This window comes from Mycobacterium sp. 4D054 (genome assembly GCF_052245755.1).
Classification (GTDB): Bacteria; Actinomycetota; Actinomycetes; order Mycobacteriales; family Mycobacteriaceae; genus Mycobacterium.
On sequence record NZ_JBQQCF010000048.1, the window covers coordinates 1 to 21,979 of the forward strand.

Annotated in this window: 7 protein-coding genes; 1 reads left to right on the plus strand and 6 read right to left on the minus strand. The window is 65.0% G+C overall.

Features of this window, described 5'->3' with window-relative positions; genetic code table 11:
- From ACTWP6_RS24945 to ACTWP6_RS24955, 3 genes are all read right to left on the minus strand, one after another.
- Positions 1–2,413 (minus strand): Ig-like domain-containing protein (locus ACTWP6_RS24945; protein WP_443189079.1); only part of this gene is annotated, 2,413 nt, incomplete at its 3' end.
- Positions 2,414–2,564: 151 nt separating this feature from the next.
- On the minus strand, positions 2,565–6,140 hold the full coding sequence (locus ACTWP6_RS24950) for a hypothetical protein (protein WP_443189080.1): 3,576 nt from the start codon (positions 6,138–6,140) through the stop codon (positions 2,565–2,567).
- A gap of 718 nt (positions 6,141–6,858) precedes the next feature.
- Positions 6,859–7,851: an LLM class F420-dependent oxidoreductase gene (locus ACTWP6_RS24955; protein ID WP_443189081.1), complete on the minus strand. Its 993-nt coding sequence runs from the start codon at positions 7,849–7,851 to the stop codon at positions 6,859–6,861.
- A gap of 67 nt (positions 7,852–7,918) precedes the next feature.
- Between ACTWP6_RS24955 and ACTWP6_RS24960 the strand changes: the two genes are divergently transcribed.
- Entirely contained in the window at positions 7,919–8,344 is a 426-nt protein-coding gene (locus ACTWP6_RS24960; RefSeq protein WP_443189082.1) for a pyridoxamine 5'-phosphate oxidase family protein, read from the plus strand.
- A 1-nt stretch (position 8,345) separates the two neighbouring features.
- On the opposite strand, the gene ACTWP6_RS24965 is transcribed toward ACTWP6_RS24960, so the two are convergent.
- The 3 genes from ACTWP6_RS24965 to ACTWP6_RS24975 form a co-directional block, all read right to left on the minus strand.
- A complete protein-coding gene (locus tag ACTWP6_RS24965) occupies positions 8,346–9,845 on the minus strand; it encodes a class I adenylate-forming enzyme family protein (RefSeq protein ID WP_443189083.1) in 1,500 nt (499 codons plus the stop codon).
- 53 nt (positions 9,846–9,898) lie between these two features.
- Positions 9,899–20,356 carry an Ig-like domain-containing protein gene (locus ACTWP6_RS24970; RefSeq protein ID WP_443189084.1) on the minus strand — a complete coding sequence of 3,486 codons (10,458 nt, stop codon included), beginning with the start codon at positions 20,354–20,356 and terminating at the stop codon, positions 9,899–9,901.
- Between the two features lie 569 nt (positions 20,357–20,925).
- Complete coding sequence (locus ACTWP6_RS24975) at positions 20,926–21,930, minus strand: helix-turn-helix domain-containing protein (protein ID WP_443189085.1); 1,005 nt, start codon at positions 21,928–21,930, stop codon at positions 20,926–20,928.
- Positions 21,931–21,979: the final 49 nt, after the last annotated feature.

Consider the following 21,979-nt stretch of genomic DNA (forward strand, 5'->3'; position numbering starts at 1 on the left):
TGATGGCCGGCGGCAACCCGATCACCGTCACCACCGCAGCACCCGGGACCAGGCTCTCTTTGTCGGTGTCATCGACCACCGACACCGTGATCGAACGCGACAACCCACCCTCAGTGGCAGTGAAGGTCACCGCCTTGATCGCGGCCTCGTACTGCTCAATCGACGCCACCCCGGACAAGGTGAGAGTCCTGGTTGCCGCATCCCACGAGGCGGTGATCGGGTTGCCGTCAATACCGCTGAAGCTCAGCACATCCCCGGAGCGATACGACAGACCACCAATGGTCAACGTCGCCTTGGACAGGTTGTCCGAATCGCCATCGAGGATGCTCACCGAGGACACGACCTTCACCGGGGCACCACCCAACCGGAAAATCGGCAACCCACCCACCGTGATGGCCGGCGGCAACCCGATCACCGTCACCACCGCAGCACCCGGAACCAAACTCTCCTTATCGGTGTCATCGGTCACCGACACCGACACCGTCCGAGACAGTCCACCCTCGGTCGCAGTGAAGGTGACCGCCTTGATCGCCGTCTCGTACTGCTCAATCGTGGCCACACCCGAGAGCGTCAACGTGCGGGTGGCCGCATCCCAGCTCGCGGTGATCGGATTGCCGTCAATACCGCTGAAATTCAGCACATCCCCGGACTTGTAACCCAAACCAACCGTCAGCGTCGCCTTGGACAGATTCTGCGAATCGCCATCGAGAATGCTCACCGACGACACGACCTTCACCGGGGCACCACCCAGCCGGAAAATCGGCAAACCACCCACCGTGATGGCCGGCGGCAACCCGATCACCGTCACCACCGCAGCACCCGGAACCAAACTCTGCTTGTCGGTGTCATCGGTGACCGTGATCGCGACGCCGCGAGGCAGTCCGCCCTTGGTCGCGGTGAAAGTGACGCCCAGCAACGCTTGCTCGTACTGGTCGGCTGTCGCGAGTCCGGACAACGTCAAAGTCTTCGTCGCCGCGTCCCACGTCGCCGTGATGGGACTGCCCGCCGGAGGTGCGTAGGCGAGGACGTCGCCGTCTTGACCCGACGTCGCGATCCTGATCGTGGCCTTGGAGATCTGGTCTGAGTCGGCGTCTGTGATGATCACCGACGACAGTACCTTGACCGGCGAGTTCCCCAGCTTGAACACCGGAAGCCCGGCGGTGACCACCGTGGGAGGTAGCTGCACGATCGGGTCGAGCGTGATCGGGATGGTGACGGTCACGTTGTCCTTTTGTGCGAGGCCGAAAAGCCTTGCCACACCGTGGAGCAACTTCTGAATAGACCCTAACGCGCCGGTGAGGTGTTCGGAGTCGTCCCTGATGACGACCTGGAACGTGTCCTGCAGCGGCGCTCCGGTGACGACGGTTGTCGGTGTGTAAACGAACTTCCCGGTGATCAGATCTCTGACCACAAGTCCGTTCTTCGGCTGGATGATCTCGTATGTGAGCGGGTCGCCGTTGGGGTCGGTCGCGTTCAGATCGATGAAGTACTGGCCAGTGAAGATTCGTTCGACCGTGATGGGGCCGTACACGGGAGTCTTGTTGGAAAACGTGTGGGTGATCTGGCGACGCACCCAGGCCAATAACGCGTCGAACCAGGGCACCGGTGCAGGCGCATTCGGATTGGCGAACGGCGACACCACAGTGGACACCAGAGTGGAGACGATGTCGACGGTTTCAATGTCGTCCTTAGAGGCTGCCGCGGCGCGTTCCACAGGTTCGGCGACCGGGCGGACGACATCGACCACCGCGACATCGCCGACGGCCGCGGAATCGTCTTCACCTGCTTCGTCGACCACAGTGTCGTCGACGGGCTCGCCAATGGAGTCGTCGATCGGCTCATCGCGTGTAGCGTCCGTCTCGTCAAGGTCGCGAGTAGGCACTGTCGGCTCGACGGCAGGTTTGTCTGCCGGTGTCTCGGTATCGGCGGTCCCGCCGGAGTTTTCGGGTGACGTCGTTTCGTCGTCTTCGTCATCCACAGGTTCCGCATCCGGGTCGTCGGCGGGCGGATCGACCTCCTGCTCGTGATCGGGTTCTTCTGTTCCAGGCTCATCGCGGCTCGCACCGGAGTCTTCGTCGTCGTCGGCGGCACCGTCTGCTTCGTCCTGCGCCGGCGGTGTCTCGTGCGGTGACGCGGATTCAGACTTGGCGCCGGAGACTGCCGCATCCGATTCGCTATCTGCGTATGCAACAGCTGCGTTGGCGTTGGCGACCGCCAGCCCGACGCCCAGCGAAACCGCCAGCGCACCGACCCGTCCTATGTGGAGGGCATACTTGGACGGTCCTCGGCGCGCATGCCGGGCAGAGCCGGCCGCTCCCGTCGACTCCAGCAGCTCTCTCGCGGCCCAGAATCCGGCGCCGACAAAAGACTCTCCCTTGCGCTGAGCGCGGTGACGGGCCGGGTTTGCACACATACGCAGTCCTTCGTCTTGCCACTTGCAGCGGTCCCAGCGGGAACGCTGTTTCGACGGTCACGAGGACCGTGCCGGCGCGCCGTGACGACGCGCCCCGTCCGCCGGTAACCGGCCGTGAGCCCGGCTGGCTACCTGACGGAAGAGGTTTCGATCACCAAACCGACAGCGTGAGCAGGCCTGCTGCGCTCTGCACACCCGCGTCGTCGGTGACTCTGACCACCAAAGTCCTTGTGGTCCAACCGCCGCTGGTCGCGGTGAATGTGACTGCCTTCAGGGCCGCCTCGTACTGGGCCTTGGTGGCGGTCCCCGTCAGCGTCAGCGTTCTATTGCCCGCGTCATATGTGCCGGTGATCGGCACTCCGTCCAGCCCGCTGAATTGCAGGACGTCTCCGGAACGGCCGAAGAGCGTGACTTCCACGGTCGCGCGCGTCAGGTAGTCCGAGTCGGCGTCGACGATGTCCACAGCCGAGACGGGACGCACCGGCTGCTTGCCGATCGTGTACGACCTTCCACCGAACGGCGTGACCAATGGCGGCAACGGATTTCTGGCGCCGGCGAGAACAATCCCGGACGTCAGGCTCTGCACCCCGGTGTCGTCGGTGACATCGATGGTGACGGTACGCACGATGCCCACACCCTGGGTCGCCGAGAAAGTCACCGCCTTGAGCGCCTCCTCATACTGCGCCTTGGTAGCCACGCCCGACAGGGTCAACGTCCTCGTCGCGGCATTCCAGGAACCGGTGATCGGGCTGCCTTGCGCTGCAAGGTACCCGAGTGCGTCACCGGTCTGGCCGAGGAGCGCGATCTTCAGCACAGCCTTGGACAGGAATGCCGAATCCCCGTCGGCGATGTCCACTCCGGATACCAACCGCACCGGGGTGGCGCCGAGCGTGTGGGTGGGCACTCCGACTGGTGTGACCAACGGCGGCAGAGACCACCGCGCACCAGCGAGGATCACTCCGGAGGTGAGACTCTGCACTCCGCTGTCGTCGGTGACATCGATGGTGATGGTGCGCACGATGCCCACACCCTGGGTCGCCGAGAACGTCACCGCCTTGAGCGCCTCCTCATACTGCGCCTTGGTGGCCACGCCCGACAGCGTCAGCGTCCTCGTCGCGGCATTCCAGGAGCCGGTGATCGGATTGCCGTTGGGCGCTGTGTAGTTCAACAGATCGCCGGATTGACCCAGTAGTGCGATCTTCAGCACGGCCTCCGATAGATAATCGGAGTCCCCGTCAGCGATGTCGACTGCCGTGACCACCTTGACCGGGGTGGACCCGAGCGTGAAGGTCGGTGCGCCGATCGGGGTCACCAACGGGGGCAGCTGCGTTGCGAACCAGACCCCGACCGTGACCAACCCCGGCGCGAGGTTCTCCACGCCGTCTTCGTCAGTGGCCGAGATGGTCACCCCGCGGACCAGCAACGCACCTTGCGTCGCGGAGAAAGTCACGGCCTTCAACGCTTCCTCGTACTGCGCCTTGGTCGCCACCCCGGAAAGGGTGAGCGTCCTGGTGTCGGGGTCCCACGAGCCGACGACCGGATTGCCGGACGGCGCTACGTAACCGAGGACGTCACCGTCTTGGGCCAGCGTGGCGATCTTGAGGATGAGTTTCGACAGGAAGTCCGAATCGGCGTCGGCGATGTCGACCGCCGACACGAGCTTGACCGGATCTTCACCGAGCGTATAGCCCAGTCCTGGAAGGGGTGTCACCAGCGGCGGCAGCTGGACCGCCGGCAACACCGCGACTGTGACGAATCCCGGCGTGAGGTTGTCCACTCCGTCGGCGTCGGTGGCCGAGATCGTGACGCCGCGCACCAGCAGCGCACCCTGGGTCGCCGAGAACGTGACGGCCTTCAGCGCTTCCTCGTACTGTGCCTTGGTCGCGACCCCGTACAGGGTCAGCGTCCTGGACTCCGCATCCCACGATCCCAGGATCGGATTATCCGACGGCGCAACATAACCCAGCTCGTCGCCGGATTGGGCCAACGTGGCGATCGTGAGGACCAGCTTGGACAGGAAGTCCGAATCGCCGTCAGCGATGTCGACCGCCGACACCAGCTTGGTCGGGTCGTCGCCGATTGTGTGACCGAGCCCGGGCAGCGCTGTCACCAACGGAGGCAGCTTGATCTCAGGCCAGACTCCGACAGTGACGAATCCCGGTGCGAGGTTGTCTACACCGTGTTCGTCAGTCGCCGAGATCGTCACGCCGCGCACCAGCAATGCGCCCTGTGTCGCCGAGAACGTCACGGCCTCGATCGCCTGCTTGTACTGCGCCTTCGTCGCGACACCACTGAGGGTCAGGGTGTTGGTTTGCGCGTCCCAGGACGCGGTAATCGGATTGCCCTCGATTCCCGCGTAGGCCAGCAGGTCCCCTTGCTGGGCCAGCGTGGCGATCTTGATGATCACCTCAGCGAGGCGATCTGAATCCCCGTCGGCGACCAGCACGGACGACACGAGCTTCACTGGGTCAGCGCCGAGCGTGTAGCCGAGCCCCGCCACGGGGGTGATCAGCGGCGGCAGCTGGATGACGGGATCGACGTACACCGGCACGGTGACGGTGACGTTGTCCGCCTGGGCGAGACCGAACAGGCGGGCCACTCCGTGGAGCAAATTCTGGATCCCACCCAAAGCGCCGGTGAGGTGTTCTGAGTCGTCGCGAATCACGACCTTGAAACTGTCCACCAGAGGGTCGCCGGCGACGAGTTCGTAAGGCGTGTAGACGAAACGGCCGGTGAGAACATCCCGGAACACCCAACCGTGCTCGGGCTGGATGATGTCGTAGGTCAGCGGATCGCCGTTGGGGTCCGAGGCATGCAGGTCGACCAACAATTGGCCGGTGACGATCTGTTCGGTGGTGATCGGGCCGTAGACCGGTGACTTGTTGAAGAACGTGTGATTGATCTGGCGGCGCACCCATGCGAGCAGCGCGTCCAGCCACGGGGCGGGCGCCGGTGCATCCGGATCAGCCAACGGCGCCACCACATTGGATACGAGGGCTGTCATGAAGCTGACCGACTCGGTGCTTTCCTCCACGGCGGCAGAAGTCGACACTGCCCCGGCGCCGGAGATCGGCACCACCTCGGTTTCAGGGGCCGAAGCCTGTTCCGGCACGGCGGAATCCACGGCCTCGACCGGGTCGACGACCAGCTCGTTCTCCTCGCCGCTCCCCGAGGAGGGACGCGGCGGCGCCGACACCTCCGTATCCGGAGCCGATACGGGGGTTCTGTCGGGATCATCAGGGGTCACCGACGCGTCATCGTCGGCATCCTCTGCCGTCAGCTCCGGATCCGAGTCCAGTTCCGCATCGTCATCTGGCTCCGGCGCGTCGTCGAGCTCGGGGTCGTCGGTTTCGGAGTCGCCGGCCTCGTCATCGGCGTCTTCTTCGTCCTCGGCCGCGTCGGTAGCGGGTCCGTCCTGTGCCGTCTCCGCGGGGTCCGTTGTGACGGACGGGCCGGCAGATCCTGATTCGTTTCCGGTGCTCGACGCCGACGAGTCGGCGTCAGTGTCCGCGTAGGCCACGCCCGCGGAGTTCGCGACGGCCAGCCCGACTCCGAGTGAGACCGCAAGAGCTCCGACCCGTCCGATGGGGCCGGCGTACTTCAGTGACGTCTTCCGTGCGTGCCGGGGGGAACCTCCGCGCCCGCCGCCGTCGAGCATGTCCCCGACGGTCCAGAAGTCCGGCTGCTGCCGCCGAACCGTGCTATGGCGGGCTGGGTTTGCACACATCTTCGTCCTCCGTTGCTGAAACCGCGTCTCCCCGGTCATTCGGGTGCGGCGGCAGAACAAGGCTCAGCTCGCGCGAAGCTTCACCGCCGCCACTCCTGAATGCGCACACCCGCATCTCCCCGACCATCCAGCTACAGCTGCACTTGGTTTGCTGGGCGTGCGCCTCGACGTCCAGCGCACGCCCAGCTACGGGTGAGCTTAAGGCAATAACGTGACCCTGATAACGAAATTTGCCAAATTGTTTTCGAATGCAAGTTCCGAGCAACATATCCGATGTTGGTTGCATCAGCAACGACCCAGTTCGCGCCGGTACGCTAGCAGCTGCGAGCAAATTTGCCTAGAAGAAAATTGCGTACAGAAGCAGAACTGACGCCTGTCAGCAGTCGACGTCACCGACCTGCACTTAGCCAGGCCTTCGCCGTACACCGCACTGCGGTGGCTCCTGGCCAACAGCGGCGGCCCGCCACCACTCGACAGCGGCTCGGTTGGCGTACGACGTTGCTCGGATCGACGGATGCCGTTGAGGAAGTCCCTCGGGCCGCTAACGCCACCGCCCAGTGGCGATACCCGGGCCGATCACGGAGACGTCGAAGTCCCGATATGAACCAAAGAATACGGCGGGAGCGTCAGTATTTGCCTTCGTCGCACGCCGCGGCCGTCGACAGATGCGGGCCGCGGCACCGCCTGGCCGGCCCTCAACGCGTCGGCGTGATGTGCCCTACCCGAGCGCCGGGATAACCTGCCGCTCGAAAAGCTCGATCCCGGAGCGGTCATAGGCGGCTTCCGGGAAATAGCAGATCACGTACTCGCAGCCCAAGTCACGGAGATTCCGCAGCGCTTCGACCAGCTGCTCGGGGGTTCCGCTGCCGGCCTGGGGAGTGCTCATCGAGCTCAGCATGGCATCGGCGGCCGGCTCCCCTGCCAAACCGCTGATCCGTGAGCGCACCCGTGACAGCCGATCCTCGACGTCTGCCTCGGAATCACCGACAACGACGTTGATGTTCACCGAACGCACGATGTTCTCGAAATCGGTGCCGACGTCGTGACAGTGGTCGGCGAGCACCTGTGACTTGCGGGCGAACCCGTCGGGCTCAGACGTGAAATTGGTGTATTGCGCGTACTTCGCCGCGATGCGGAGGGTGACCTTCTCCCCGCCGCCGGCGATCCACAACGGGATCCCGCCCTGCTGCAGAGGGCGCGGGGCCACAATGGCGCCGTCGGTTTGGTAGTGCTTGCCGTTGAAGGACACCGCGCCGTCACGCCAGGCGTCTCGCATGATCTGCACGCCCTCGTCGAGGCGCGCCAGCCGCACCCCCGCCGAAGGGAAGCCATAACCGTATGCGCGCCATTCGTGCTCGTACCATCCGCCGCCGATACCCATCTGGATGCGTCCGTTGGAGATGACGTCAGCGGTGGCAGCGACCTTGGCGAGATAGGCGGGATTTCGATAACTCATGGCCGTACACATCTGCCCGAGCTTGATCCGCGAAGTGGTGGCCGCATAGGCCGACATCAGGGTCCACGCTTCGTGGGTGGCTTCGGAGGTAGGCACGGGAACGGTGTGGAAGTGGTCGTACACCCACAGCGAGTCCCAGACGTCACCGTCATCGACGTAGGACGCGAGATCACGCATGACCTGCCACTGATCGCGCGGTTCGATTCCAACCAGGTCGAGTCGCCAGCCCTGCGGGATGAAGATACCGAAACGCATGCACCCGACTCTAAGCCCCACAGCCAAGGGCACCCGGTAGTCACCGCCGGTGAGTACCCTGCGATTCATGGCCCTTTCCAAGAACGAACGCGAGCAATTCCTCGCTGAGCCGCACGTCGCCGCACTGTCCGTTGCCGCCGGAGACGGACGCGGCCCGCTGACCGTGCCCATCTGGTACCAGTACACGCCGGGTGGTGACCTGTGGTTCACGACCGGCGCCGGCTCGCGCAAGCACCGCTTGATCGAGTCCAGTGGCCACGTCTCGCTGATGGTAGACCGAGTGGAGCCCACGGTGCGCTACGTCGCCGTCGACGGGCCAGTCCTTCGGATCGAGCCTGGGACCGACGAGCATTTGGTCGAGGTCACCAAGCGGTACTTGCCACCCGAGAAGGTCGACGGCTATCTCGAGTTCGCCCGGCGCGAACACGGCCCCAGCGTCGCTGTTTTCGTCGAGCCCAGACACTGGCTGTCGGCGGATCTCGGCAGTGTCTGACTCAGCGGCACACAGCACCGGGGTAGAGCGCAGCGACGGCGGGCAGGCTCACCTTTAACGCTTCGTTACGTGGTAACGCGTCGACGACAGTGAATGCAACCGGCACGGCGTAGACCGGAAGTTCCTGCCGGACAAGGTCTTTGAGCTCGCCCTCGGTCGGAACTGGGGCACCGGCCGCTACCTCGATGGCGGCGAACGGCACTTGGCCAAGGCGGGCGTCCGGCACGCCGACCACACATGCATCCCGCACGCCGGGATGGGAGATCAGGACCCGCCTCACCGCTTCGGGCAGCACCTTGAATCCGCCTCTGTTGATGGCGCCGTCGGCCCGGCCGTGCAGGAAGACGAAGCCGTCCTCGTCGATGCTGGCGATATCGGTCGTTCTGATCCAGTCAGGTCCGATCGAGGCGACCTTGGCCTCAAGCAGGCCGTGCTGCCCGGTCGGCAGCTCATGGCCGCTGTCGGGGTCGACTACCCGCAACGTCGTGTCCGGCAACGCCCGCCCCACGCTGTTGCGTTTCTCCTTGCCGAACTTTGCCAACTCGTCGGGCGTCCACGCACACAACGAACCCGCGAATTCCGTTGCCCCATACGCCAACCGGATCGGAATCTGGTACTTCTGCTCGAACTCGTCGCGGGTTTCGGGATCCAAGGGCCCCGAGGCACTGATCAAGAACTCCAGCGACCGGAGATGCTCTCTGGGCACGTCGGCATCGAGAAGCATCCGGATGACCGCGGGCTGCACCCCGGACCGGGTCACGCGGTGCCGCCGCACCGCGTCGACCCAGCCCTCGACGGTGAAGCGTTCCAACATCGCGATGCGCCGCCCGTTGTAGAGGCCCGCGATCAGCTGGCATACCCCGATCCCGCCGAACTGCCAGTACGCGAACTCCGGCGGTGCACCTGCGGACGCCTTCTCACCGGCCGTCACGCTGAAGACGGTGCGCTCCAGCACGTCGAAACGGATCGACTGCCTCTTGGGCGGGCCAGTGGTTCCGCTGGTGAGGATCTTCAGCGCGACGCCCGGCTCAGCCGGTGCATGAGGGCGCGAACTGTCGCAGCGGTTGAGACCGTCCACCCCAACCACGCGCGGATCCCCCAACGAGATCGCCAGCCCCGCAGAGCCGATGCGAGCGGCCGCGGCTACGACGGGCGCATTCCAGTCCTGCGGATCGCCGACCACCGCCGCCAGGTTCAGCGTGTCGATGTCACTCGCGATCGACTCAGGGGATTGAAACGAATAGATCATCGCGACGGTGCGCCCGGTGGCCAGGAACCCGGCGATGGTTGCGGCATGATGCAGACGGTTGCGGACGATCAACCCCACCGGCGCGTCATCGGCGACACCGGCATCCCGCAGCAGCGCCGCAATGCGCTCACCGTAGGACGCGACCTCTCTGCCCGAATACCACCGACCCTCGAACTCGATGCACTGTTCCTCGGCATAGCCGTTCAGCGCTGCCGCGAACCTTTCGGTAAACCCATCGGTCACGGTGCCCATTGTGGATCACCGAGGCCGCGAGTCAACAGCCTCTGAGCCTGATCGCGACGTCGCTATGCGAGCAGGAACAGCGACGAGTTCTCCTCGATGTTGCTCCACAGCCCGTGGACATCCCGCACCTGCATCCTGATCGTGCGCGAGGTCGGCAGCACCGAGAACTCCTTGCTGATTCTGATCGACCGGATCAACGCCTGGTACTCGGCGACGGTGGCCTGGCCTACCAGAGTCAGCGTGTCACCCGAGAAGGAGGCCTGGATATGCGCCGGGGCATCCCATACCAGACTGTCGCCGGCACGCTTGTCCACGATCTGCACGTAGGCCTCCTGAAGGTACTCGGAGTCGTCGGTGATCACGGCCAGCGGGCTGAGCAGCGGAAGACCGAGTAGCACCAGGCCCCCACCCAGAGGCGCACTGAGGACGGGGCTGGGGTTGGCCCTCACCGTCACCAGTGCCGTGGCCGGCAGGCTCGTGCCGCCCTGGGCGTCGGTGATCGTGAACGTGACTGTCTTGACGGCCGTCGGAGCGGTGGCGCTGGTCGAGAACGTCACCGACTGCAGCACCTGCTGGTACTGCAGTGTGCTGCCCGCACCCGACAAGGTCAGGACGCCGGTGGCACTGTCGTAACTGCCGGTGATGTCACCCACCGGGCTGAAACCGAGCATGTCGCCCGCCGCGAAGTCGCCGGTGATCTGAACGACGGCCCCCGACATGGTCGACGAATCCAGATCGATCACCGTCAGCAATGGATTCACCTGCACCGCACTGTTTCCCGCAGTGTAGATGGGCCCCAGCAGCGTGGTCACCAGAGGCGACAGATTGACGGGTGCAGCCACCACGGTCACCACCACATTCGCCGGAAGCAGCCCCGACGTCCCTTCGGCGTCGGTGACGTTGAAGGACACGGTCTTCAACGTGGCGAGGGCCGCCGCCCCTGTCGACAGCTGCACCGATCGCAGCGCCTGCTCATACAGGGCGATGCTCGCCGTTCCGGTGAGCGTCAGCGTCCCGGTCGCGCTGTCGTAGGTACCGGTGATTCCCTGAGGCGCGGTGAAGCTCAGCATGTCGCCGGTTGCGAATCCTCCGGAGATCCTGATTGTCGCGCCCTGCAGAGCGGTCGAGTCGAGGTCAAGAATGCTGACCAGTGGATCCACAGTGATGGCACCGGATCCCGCGGTATAGGACACGTTGGCCGGCGATGTGGTCACCAGCGGCGCGATCTTCAGCGGCGCCTTGACGATGGTGATCGCGACCAAGCCCGGTGCGCTCGTGTTGCCCTGGCTGTCGGTGACGACGAACGAGATGCTCTTGATCGACGCCAGCGCGTCACCCGTCGTCGAGAAGGTCACGGACCGCAACAGCTGCTGGTACGCGGCGGCCGACGCGGTGCCCTCGAACGTCAGGACGCCATCGGTGTAGGTTCCGGTGATACTCTCCTGCGATGTCCAACTGAGACTCTCGCCTGCTGAGGCGCCGCCGATTATCGACACCACAGCCCCCGACATCGTCGCCGAATCCGCATCGAGCATCAGCAGACCGGAGTCGACCTGGATGCCCGAGTTGCCGGCTGTGTAAACGACATTGGCCAGTGACGTCACGACCACGGGCTTGGCGAGAACGGGTACGGAGAGGACGGTCACCGCCACTGTCCCTGGGATACTGGCACGTCCCTGGTCATCGGTGATCTGCACCGACACGGTCTTGATGGTTGCCAGTGCCGACGACTCACTGGAGAACTTCACCGACCGTAGGAGCTGCTGGTATTCGCTGACCGTGGCCCCGCCGACGAAGGTCAACACGCCCTGGTCGTAGGTGGCGGTGACACCTTCGGGTAGTCCGCCGTACGTCAAGACGTCGCCGGCCGCGGGATTGGCGATCGTCACCGTGGCGCCAGTCATGGTTTCCGAATCGGCGTCGAGCAGGATCAGACCAGGATCGATGGAGACACCGGACGTACTACCCGCGGTGTAGGACACGCTGACCACCGACGTCAGTAACACCGGGGTGGCCACGGTCGGCAGTCCGAGGACGGTGACCGCTGTCCCCGCGACAAGGCTTGTCTTGCTCTGGTCATCGGTCACCGTGAATGACACGGACTTCAATCCCGCACCGGTCGAGGTCAGCGTCACCGATTGCAACAGCTGCTGATAGACGTCGACCGACGCAGACCCGGTGAACGTGAGGACGCCGCCGGCATACGCCGCGGAGATGCCTTCCGGCACGGCGCCCCAAGCGAGCACATCGTCGACTGCTGGATCGTTGATAATGACTGCGGCCGACGCAATCTCATCAGAGTCCAGGTCTGTGATGACCACGATCGGGCTCACCGTGATCGGCGATCCCGCAGTCCCAGTGGCCACCGGCGAGACCACCACCAACGGCGCCACCTCGGTCACCAGACCGACCACTGTCACCACCGTGCCCGCCGGCACCGTACTGGCATTGCCGCCATCGTCAACCACCGTGAAGCTGATTGACTTCAGGCCTGGGCTTGTCGAGGTCAACGTCACCGACTGCAACAACTGCTGGTAGACCTCTATCGAGGCGTTGCCGGTGAACGTGAGGACCCCGTCGGCGTAGTGAGCATCCACACCGGTCGGCACACTGCCCCACCCGAGCTCGTCACCGGCGGCCGGATCGTTGATCGTGACCGTCGCGGATTCCAAAGCCTCAGAGTCCAGGTCGGTGATGACCACGACCGGGCTCACCGTGATCGGCGACCCCGCAGTCCCAGTGGCCACCGGCGAGACCACCACCAACGGCGCCACCTCGGTCGCCAACCCGACGATCGTGACCACCGTGCCCGCCGGCACCGTGCTCGTGTTGCCCTGCGCGTCGGTCACGGCGAAGCTGACCGACTTCAGGCCCGCACCCGTTGAAGTCAGCGTCACCGATTGCAACAGCTGCTGATACACCGCCACCGACGCAGACCCGCTAAACGTCAACACACCATCGGCGTAGTGAGCATCCACACCGGCCGGCACACTGCCCCACCCGAGCTCGTCACCGGCGGCTGGATCGTTGATAGTGACCGTCGCGGATTCCAAAGCCTCAGAGTCCAGGTCGGTGATGACCACGACCGGGCTGACCGTGATCGGCGACCCGGCGCTGCCGGCCGCTACCGGGGAGACCACCACCAACGGCGCCACCTCGGTCACCAGACCGACGATCGTGACCACCGTGCCGGCCGGCACCGTACTGGCGTTGCCGCCACCATCAACCACGTTGAACGACACCGACTTCAGGCCCGCACCGGTTGAGGTCAACGTCACCGACTGCAACAACTGTTGATACACCGCCACAGAGGCGGTGCCGGTGAACGTCAATACACCGCCGGAGTATTCCGCGGAGATCCCCTCCGGCACAGCACCCCAACCGAGCACATCACCAGCGGCTGGATCGTTGATCGTGACTGTGGCCGAACCGATCTCATCAGAGTCCAGGTCGGTGATCACCACGATCGGGCTCACCGTGATCGGCGACCCGGCGCTGCCGGCCGCCACCGGGGAGACCACCACCAACGGTGCCACCTCGGAAGGCAACCCGACCACCGTGACCACCGTGCCCGCCGGCACCGAACTGGCATTCCCGTCAGCATCGACCACGGCGAAGCTGATTGACTTCAGGCCTGGACCTGTCGAGGTCAGCGTCACCGACTGCAACAGCTGCTGATACACCGCCACCGACGCCGCGCCAGTGAACGTGAGAACACCATCGGAGTATTCCGCGGAGATGCCCTCCGGTACCGCGCCCCAACCGAGCACATCGCCGGCCGACGGATTGTTCACCGTGACCGTCGCGGATTCCACGGCCTCCGAATCCAGGTCGGTGATGACCACGACCGGGCTCACCGTGATCGGCGACCCGGCGCTGCCGGCCGCCACCGGCGAGACCACCACCAACGGCGCCACCTCGGTCGCCAACCCGACCACCGTCACCACCGTGCCCGCCGGCACCGTGCTCGTGTTGCCGCCACCGTCAACCACCGTGAACGACACCGACTTCAGCCCTGCGCCCGTCGAGGTCAACGTCACCGACTGCAGAAGTTGCTGATACACCGCCACCGAGGCAGTGCCGGTAAACGTCAACACCCCGTCGGCGTAATGCGCATCCACACCGGCCGGCAGACCGCCCCAGGAGAGCATGTCACCGGCCGCCGGGTTACTCAGTGTGACTGTGGCCGAGCCGATCTGCTCCGAGTCCAGATCCGTGATCACCACGACCGGGCTCACTGTGATCGGCGAACCGGCGCTGCCGGCCGCCACCGGCGACACCACCACCAACGGCGCCACCTCAGAAGCCAACCCGACCACCGTCACCACCGTGCCCGCCGGCACCGCACTGGCATTGCCGCCACCATCGACCACCACAAACGACACCGACTTCAGCCCCGCACCCGTCGAGGTCAACGTCACCGACTGCAACAACTCCTGATACACCGCCACCGAGGCAGACCCGCTAAACGTCAACACCCCGCCGGAGTATCCCGCGGAGATCCCCTCCGGCACCGCACCCCAAGCGAGCACATCACCCGCCGCTGGATCGTTGATCGTGACTGTCGCCGAACCGATCTCCTCAGAGTCCAGGTCGGTGATGACCACGACCGGACTGACCGTGATCGGCGACCCCACCGCCCCGGCCGCCACCGGGGACACCACCACCAACGGCGGCACCTCAGAAGCCAGCCCGACCACCGTGACCACCGTGCCCGCCGGCACCGCGCTCGCATTCCCCTCACCATCAACCACGGCGAAGCTGACCGACTTCAGGCCCGCACCCGTCGAGGTCAACGTCACCGACTGCAACAACTGCTGATACACCGCCACCGAGGCAGTGCCGGTGAACGTCAACACCCCGTCGGCGTAGTGCACATCCACACCGGCCGGCACACTGCCCCACCCGAGCTCGTCACCGGCCGCAGGATCGTTGACAGTGACTGTCGCCGAGCCGATCTGATCAGAATCCAGATCGGTGATCACCACGACCGGACTGACCGTGATCGGCGACCCCACCGCCCCGGCCGCCACCGGCGACACCACCACCAACGGCGGCACCGCGGTCACCAGACCGATCACCGTGACCACCGTGCCCGCCGGCACCGCACTCGTGTTGCCCTGGGCGTCGGTCACGGCGAAGCTGACCGACTTCAACCCCGCACCCGTCGAGGTCAACGTCACCGACTGCAGAAGTTGCTGGTAGATCTCCACCGACGCAGACCCGGTGAACGTCAACACCCCGTCGGCGTAGTGCACATCCACACCGGTCGGCGGAACGCCCCAGGAGAGCATGTCACCGGCCGACGGATTGTTCACCGTGACTGTGGCCGAACCGATCTGATCAGAGTCCAGGTCGGTGATCACCACGACCGGACTGACCGTGATCGGCGCCCCCACCGCCCCGGCCGCCACCGGGGACACCACCACCAACGGCGGCACCTCAGAAGCCAATCCGACGATCGTGACCACCGTGCCCGCGGGCACCGTACTGGCGTTGCCGCTGGCATCAACCACCGCAAACGACACCGACTTCAGGCCCGCACCCGTGGAGGTCAACGTCACAGACTGCAACAACTGCTGATACACCGCCACCGACGCGGCGCCGGTGAACGTCAACACACCGCCGGAGTACGCCGCGGAGATCCCCTCCGGCACCGCACCCCAACCGAGCACATCACCGGCGGCTGGATCGTTGACAGTGACTGTCGCCGAACCGATCTCATCCGAGTCCAGATCCGTGATCACCACGATGGGGCTGACCGTGATCGGCGACCCGGCGCTGCCGGCCGCCACCGGCGACACCACCACCAACGGCGCCACCTCAGAAGCCAACCCGACCACCGTGACCACCGTGCCCGCCGGCACCGCACTGGCGTTGCCGTCGGCATCAACCACCACAAACGACACCGACTTCAGGCCCGCACCCGTCGAGGTCAACGTCACCGACTGCAACAACTGCTGATACACCGCCACCGACGCAGAGCCGGCAAATGTGAGAACACCGCCGGAGTACGCCGCGGAGATCCCCTCCGGCACTGAACCCCAACCGAGCACATCGTCGGCCGACGCGTTATTCACCGTGACTGTGGCCGAACCGATCTGATCAGAATCCAGGTCAGTGATCACCACGACCGGGCTCACCGTGATCGGCGCCCCCACCGCCCCGGCCGCCACCGGCGAGACCACCACCAACGGCGCCACCTCAGAAGCCAACCCGACGATCGTCACCACAGTGCCCGCCGGCACCGCACTCGTGTTGCCCTGCGCGTCGGTCACGGCGAAGCTGACCGACTTCAACCCCGCACCCGTCGAGGTCAACGTCACCGACTGCAGAAGTTGCTGGTAGATCTCCACCGACGCAGACCCGGTGAACGTCAACACCCCGTCGGCGTAGTGCACATCCACACCGGTCGGCAGACCGCCCCAGGAGAGAACATCACCGGCCGACGGATTGTTCACCGTGACTGTGGCCGAACCGATCTGATCAGAGTCCAGATCGGTGATCACCACGACCGGACTGACCGTCATCGGCGACCCGGCGCTGCCGGCCGCCACCGGCGACACCACCACCAACGGCGCCACCTCAGAAGCCAACCCGACCACTGTCACCACCGTGGCCGCCGGCACCGCACTGGCGTTGCCGTCGGCATCAACCACCACAAACGACACCGACTTCAGGCCCGCACCCGTCGAGGTCAACGTCACAGACTGCAACAACTGCTGATACACCGCCACCGAGGCAGACCCGCTAAATGTCAACACCCCGCCGGCGTACGCCGCGGAGATCCCCTCGGGGACACTGCCCCAGGCGAGCACATCACCCGCCGCTGGATCGTTGATAGTGACTGCGGCCGAACCGATCTCCTCAGAATCCAGATCCGTTATCACCACGACCGGACTGACCCTGATCGGAGAACCAACGGTGCCGGCCGCCACCGGAGCGACCACCACCACTGGCGAGAGGGAAACTGCCGGGAGGCCCAGCACAGTCACTACCGTGCTCGCGGGCACTGCACTGATGTTGCCATCGGCATCAGTGACCGAGAAGCTCACCACCTTCATTCCTGCAGACGTCGAGGACAACGTCACCGATTGCAACAGTTGCCGGTATACCTCTGCCGAAGCTCGACCACTGAACGTCAAGACGCCGTCTGCGAAGGTCACGTCCACGCCCGTGGGGAGCGGGCCATAACCGAACGCGTCACCGGATGATGACTCGGAGAGTGTGACTGTGGCCCTGTCGATCTGGTTCGAGTCCAAGTCGGTGATGACGACGATCGGGCTGACCTTGATCGGCGATCCGGCCGTACCCGCTGCCGCCGGTAGCACGGCCAGGACGGGCGGTATTGATACCCCGGGAACACCCAACACGGTCACCACCGTGCCCGCCGGCACCGCGGAGGTGTTGCCCTGCGCGTCGGTCACCGCGAAAGTGACCGACTTCAAGCCGGCACCCGCGGAGGTCAGCGTCACCGATTGCAGCAACTGCCGGTACTCGTCCACCGATGCGGCACCAGTGAAGCTCAGGACGCCGTCGACATAGCTGGCATCGACACCAGCCGGGATGCTCCCCCAGCCCAACACATCGTCAGGCGACGAATCCTTCACAGTGACTGTGGCCGAACTCAATTGGTCCGAGTCCAGGTCGGTGATCACCACGATCGGACTCACCACGACGGCAGATCCCGTGCTGCCGGCAGCCACGGGAGTGGTCACGATCACCGGGGCGATCGACACGCCGGGCGCGCCCAAGACGGTGACCACGGTGACAGCCGGCACGGCGCTGCCATTGCCCGACCCATCGACGACGCCGAAGCTCACTGCCTTCAGGCCGGGTGTGCTCGAGGTGAGCGTGACCGACTGCAAAAGCTGCTGATACACCGCTACCGACGCAGTCCCGGTGAATGTCAAGACGCCGTCGGCGTAGCTTGCTTCCACACCGTCCGGAAGTTCGCCGTAGCCGAGGGTGTCTCCTTCCACCGGATTTCCCAGAACCACAGTGGCAGAATCCAACTCATCGGAGTCCAGATCGGTGATCACCACGATCGGGCTCACCGTGATCGGCGATCCGACAGACCCTGCCGCCGCGGGCGATACCACCAGAACCGGCGCTATCGAGATTCCCGGAATGCCCAACACCGTCACCACCGTGCCCGCCGGCACCGCGCTGGTGTTGCCGTCGGCGTCGGTGACCGCAAAGCTCACCGCCTTCAGTCCCGCACCTGTGGATGTCAGGGTCACCGACGCCAGCAACTGACGGTAATCATCAACCGAGGCACGCCCCGTGAACGTCAACACCCCGTCGGCGTAACTCGCCTCGACACCGGTCGGCAACGACCCGTACCCCAGCACGTCGCCGGCGACCGGATCCGTGAGCACAACCGTGGCCGCATCCAACTCGTCAGAGTCCAGGTCGGTGACAACCACAATCGGACTCACCGTGATCGGCGACCCGGTGATACCGCCCGCCACCGGCGAGACGACCACCAGGGGTGGTGTCTGTACCGGCAACCCCACCACTGTGACAGCAGTAGCGGCTGGGACCACACTCGCGTTGCCCTCGGAGTCGACAACCGCAAAGCTCACCGACTTCAGCCCGGCACCCGAGGACGTCAACGTCACCGATGCCAGCAGCTGGCGGTAGTCGTCGACCGAGGCGCGACCGGTGAAGGTCAACACTCCGTCGCTGTAAACGGCGTGCACTCCCTCCGGCATCGCTCCATACCCCAGAACATCTCCGGCACCAGGGTTGTTGACAGTGACGGTGGCCGAGTCCAGCTCGTCCGAATCGAGGTCGGTGATCACCACGATCGGGCTGATCGTGACCGGTGAACCCACGGTGCCGGCGGCCACCGGAGAGACAACCACGAGGGGTGGCATCTCCACGGGCAACCCGAGCACCGTCACGACGGTGCCCGCCGGTACCGCATTGACATTGCCCTGGTCATCGATCACCGAGAAGGAGACCGTCTTGACGCCGATCGCGGTCGAGGTCAGCGTCACCGATTGCAGGAGCTGCTGGTACGCCGCGACCGACGCGGCGCCGGTGAAGGTCACCGAACCGTTTCCGGTCGTTGCCGTGACTCCATCTGGAAGCGTGCCCCAACCCAGCACATCACCGCTCGCAGGGTCGTTGATCTTCACCGTTGCCGACGCAAGCTTCTCGGAGTCCAGGTCGGTGATCACCACGATCGGGCTCACCGTGATCGCAGTACCTGTGGTGCCGCCGGCTGCCGGGGACACGACAACCACCGGCGGTGCCTCGACGATCGGATTGGCTACAACGGGAATCAACAACGTCACATCGTCGCGTTCGGCGATGCCGATCACGCGGGCCAGGAAATGCAGGACTCCCTGGACGACGCCAGCGAGCCCCCTGAGATGTTCGGATGAGTCGCTGATGACGACCTTGAAGCTGTCCACCAGCGGACTGCCGGTCACCACGCTGTTGGGGGTGTACACGAACTTGCCGGTGAGCGGATCCCTGAACACCGTTCCGTGTTCGGGCGCAATGATGGTATAGGTCAACGGATCACCGTTGGGATCGCGAGCAGCCAGATCGATGATGACCTGCCCCGTCACGGCCTGTTGGCTTGTGACCGGTCCCCACTCCGGAGACTCGTTGAAGAACGTGTGGCTGATCTGGCGCCGGACCCAGGCCAACAACGCATCGAACCAGGGAGCCCGAGCGGGCGTGGCGGGATCGACCAACGGTGAGGCGATTCCGGTGATCAGCGCGGTGAACACGTCGACCGATTCCGCTGCCTCCTCGGCTGGTGGTTCCGACGCGTCGGGCGTCACGCTTGCCTGCGCCGTCGGCGCGCCAGTGGTCGCTTCGTCGGAGGCGATCAGGCTGTCGGACAACGGCATTGCCTCGTCGACGGGATCGAGGGACGACTCGTCTTGCTCCGCTACGGACTCTTCGACGGGCGGTGCCTCGCCGGAATCCCCGGCAGGTGACCAGCCGACCGGTGCGCCGTCGGGATCCGCCGGCGGGGAGGATTCTTCAGTGGGTGTCTCGCTCAGCGGGGGCTGCTCAGATCCATCGTCTGCGCCGAGGTCGGCCTCTACCGGATCATCCTCGTCGGACAGCGGCACGTCTGGGTCCGTGTCACCTGACGCGCCCTCATCACCGTTCTCCGCCTCATCGTCGGGATCGGCCTCGACGTCCCCCGTGTCGGGGTGGGATTCAGATTCAGATTCGTCACCAGTGCTCGTGTCTGCTCGCGGTTCTGTCGACGTCGACTCGGCATCGTTCGAACCCGAGGAAACCGAAGTATCCGAATCACTGTCCGCATACGCGACGCCCGCCGAGTTGGCGACAGCCAGCCCGATCCCGAGTGAGACGGCGAGCGCTCCGACTCGTCCGACCGGAAGTGCGAACCCCGACGCATCGGCTCGCGCGTGCCGGGCTTGGCCGCCGGAGCTGTCGACGAGATCCCGGGCGGCCCAGAACTCGGGCCCTGGGGAGGTGCGGTCTGTGCGCGGGACGCGGTGCCGGGCGCGGGTCGAAGACATGACTATCCTCCGTTTGCCACGGCGTCAGTCCCGTCGAGTCGATCAGCACCCCAGGACGCTTGAGCTGCGATCGACCATACTTCGGCGACGTGACGTCGCCCCTCGTCACGCACCGCCGTACTACGCCGTATTCTTTTACGCTGTAGTTTGCTGAATGCGCACCTTCTGCTAGATCCGCATCCAGCAGCGCGAGCCTAAGTCATCGGCCGTGACCGCGGTTGCGTAATCCCGATTTTTTTTGCGCGCACAATAATTAGGGCACCGGAATACACGCCATTCCTGACGTAAAGTGCACGTGGGATGTCACATCTGGCAAAGCCTGAATGAGAAGACGGAAGAGGCTAGTAGTCGGCTTACTGCCCGTACCCTGCACCGTCCGACCCTCACCTCTGCAGATTCGCCGCGATCACGCAGCGCTGGCAACGAATGGTAAACAGCTTAGCGGAGTCCGCGTGGCACGACCCCCTCACGGGGAGCCGAATCTGCCATTCGAACGGGCGGCCGGCGGTCTCACCAACCGTGGCCAAGGCATCATGCGGCGAATGAACGCGACCGCCATGACGATCGCGTCAGTATTTGCGGTGTGTGGTCGGCCCCGAGTCCCTGACAGTTGGTCCGGTGAAAGCGCAGCGGTAGTCGCTCGGCGTGGTGCGCATCTGCCGGACGAAGTGATGCCGGAAGGTCGCGGGCGACTCGAACCCGACCCGAGCCGCGATCTGCTCGACGGACAGCGAGCTCGCTTCGAGCAGCGCGAGGCTGGCTTGGACACGCTGGGTGATCAACCACCTGATCGGGGTGGTCCCGGTCGCCTTGGCGAACTGGCGAAGATAGCTCCGCCGCGACATCGCCGAACGCTCCGCCATCTCGTCGAGAGTGATGGGCCTGTCGAGATTGGCCAGAGCCCAGGCTATTCCGGCCGCGATTCGACCGTCGTCCGCAGGCTCCGGAACCGGGGTCTCGATGTACTGCGCCTGCCCACCCGCCCGGTGCGGTGCGATCACCAGTCGGCGCGCCACATCGTTGGCCACCCGACCGCCGTGGTCGGACCGCACGATGTGCAGACACAGATCCAGGCCCGCCGCGCATCCTGCGCTTGTGAGGACCCGCCCGTTGTCGACGTACAACGGAGTCGGGTCGATATCGATACCGGGATAGCGCTGCCCCAGCAGATCCGTGTAAATCCAGTGCGTGGTGGCACGGCGTCCGTCCAGCGCCCCGGCCGCGGCCAGGGCGAAAGCGCCGGAGCAGATCGACACCAGTCGCGCGTCGCGCGCGTCGGCCGTCCTGATGGCTTCAATGAGCGGTTGCGAAATCGGCTCGCTCACGTCTCGGACACTGGGGATCACGATGGTGTCCGCCGCGGCCAGGTCATCGAGTCCGTACGACGTGCGAACGATTGCTCCACCGAGAAGCCGGATCTCCTTGGGCTCTGAGCACAGTTTCACCGAGTACCACGGCCTGACCAACCCGGCCGAGAAGCGCTCCGACAACTCGGTCATGCCAAAGATCTCCGCTGCCATGCCCGACTCGAATCCGGACATCCCGTCATAGGCGAGAATCGCCACGGTGTGCATGGCACTATCTTAATGAATATCGGCACTAGGGCCACTGTCTGCGTGCCCC